The sequence below is a fragment of the Bacillus sp. ok061 genome, from assembly GCF_900108285.1.
GTDB lineage: Bacteria > Bacillota > Bacilli > Bacillales > Bacillaceae_G > Bacillus_A > Bacillus_A thuringiensis_S.
The window spans coordinates 1-1885 of sequence record NZ_FNUW01000082.1 but is presented as its reverse complement, the minus strand read 5'-3'; the positions used below and the strand labels follow the sequence as shown (position 1 = coordinate 1885).

The window sequence follows — 1885 nt, the reverse complement described above, 5'->3', positions numbered from 1 at the left end:
GCTGTTTTGTTTTTTGAAAAAGCGTGTATAAGCATCCGCAAGGTTGCGAACAGACGACTGAATCGCAATACTATCCACTTCTTTTAGCCAAACAAACTCTTTCTTCATGGCAGGAAGTTTGGCAGAGCATGTACCATATGTCAAACCTTTTCCTGTCTCTTTATATGCGTGTTCCCATAGGGATAGGAAATGATTGAATACAAAGCGAGAACAACCTATCGTTTTGTTGATTAGAATTGCTTGTGCTTGATTTGGATAGATACGAAACTTATAGGCTTTATTAATTATCATTTGGTTCACCTCCATTTCGATATATGACTATTATATACCAAACGTACATTCGATGGGTAGTGAAGTAACACTTTATGTATGTCGAACAATTATGATTGTTCCTTGCCATCCCTTGTTCGAAGCCAATTCATCTCCCACCTACTCACTTCGCATTCCTTGAGGAAGGAGTCTTCATGGCTAAAATGATAAATTTGAATTATATTTCTCAACAACCAAAATTACTTAATGTGGTAAAAAATAATCAGGTTGGCACCCAATTCCATATTACGCTGGTGCCAGTCGCAGTAAGGCACCTTTGGGTGTCTTTTCTTTTGTTTGAAACACATTCTGGCAAAATTCCTGTATCTTTGTTGATTTACGCCTCACATAATCCAACAAACTTCGTATATATAATTTGTTACCCTAAATGGGTTGACAATACGAACAGTTATAGGAGGATTTTGTGAATGGTAAAAACAGCATGTGTAAGTATGATTACTGGCATTCTTTTAATATGTTCAACAGGATGTGCCACTCAAACTGATTCTATTACAACTAAAACTCAATCAATAGATGATGGCACATATACAACAAAAGAAATCACAGACGCATTTCCTGTAGGAACCCCCATAACTACTTACATTCAAAAAGAAGATAAACTGAACGTAAAACATATCACCAGTATTACACTTACAGATGGTGGCGTCGGTAGAGTTTTGGAAGCAACAGATGGTTTTGTTGTCGTATGTGGGAATGAAAAAGGAATTTTTGATGTATTAATATTTAAAACCATGGAAGATGTAAAGAAATATGAACAGAGTTTAAAGCGATAATTAATATCCTTCTTATGCCTTTTACACAGACATTGTCCTCTATCTCTTGCTATGGCTCTATGTACAGTATAATTGCATCATAAGTAATCACACGTTATAATAGTCACCTAATTACATATGAAGAGGTGCAGAAAATGAATAAAACAGAATTAACAAAAGTAGTAGCAGAAAAAGCTGAACTTACACAAAAAGATGCTGCTGCAGCAACACAAGCGTTATTAGATACAATCACAAATGCGTTAGCAAATGGAGATAAAGTACAGATTCTTGGCTTTGGTACATTTGAAGTACGTGAAAGATCTGCACGTACGGGACGTAACCCACAAACAGGTGAAGAAATGCAAATCGCGGCTTCAAAGGCACCTGCTTTTAAAGCAGGAAAAGAATTAAAAGAGGCAGTGAAATAATTACACATAGTCAAAAGGCTTTCCACGCCCCAGCTTTGCCCCCTACCCTTCGCATATCCTGTTTTGGCTAGCTAATCTGGTTTGTTAAGGGGGGAAAAGAGAAGGAGGGCAAAAAAAGAATCCTTTAAACCAGGATTCTTTTTTTTGAAGTATCGCCTATTGTGAAGTATTTTTATAAGAATGTGTAGTAGAAGATTATAGCAAATCCGATTATAAAGAGTAATGATACGAGGAGATAAACTCTTTTTTTGTTATCTTTTGCTATTATTTTATCTAGTGTATTGAACTACCCCCACTTTCACTTCGTTTAGAAGTGAGGGATTCCTAAGTAAAGAGTTCTATCGAACTCTAATTGATTAGGCTAACCCCGCAGTC

At 36.3% G+C, this 1885-nt stretch carries 3 protein-coding genes; 2 read left to right on the top strand and 1 reads right to left on the bottom strand.

The annotated features are described in order from the left end of the window. Positions 1–291, bottom strand: a 291-nt coding sequence (locus tag C4S65_RS33895) for a helix-turn-helix domain-containing protein (RefSeq protein WP_142391626.1), incomplete at its 3' end; no start/stop codon positions are given. A 446-nt stretch (positions 292–737) separates the two neighbouring features. Here C4S65_RS33895 and C4S65_RS33880 point away from each other — a divergent pair. Both C4S65_RS33880 and C4S65_RS33875 read left to right on the top strand, forming a co-directional pair. Next, positions 738–1103, top strand: a complete 366-nt coding sequence (locus C4S65_RS33880) for a hypothetical protein (protein WP_000241083.1) — start codon at positions 738–740, stop codon at positions 1101–1103. A gap of 134 nt (positions 1104–1237) precedes the next feature. Continuing rightward, on the top strand, positions 1238–1510 hold the full coding sequence (locus tag C4S65_RS33875) for an HU family DNA-binding protein (protein ID WP_001043940.1): 273 nt from the start codon (positions 1238–1240) through the stop codon (positions 1508–1510). Positions 1511–1885 lie beyond the last annotated feature (375 nt).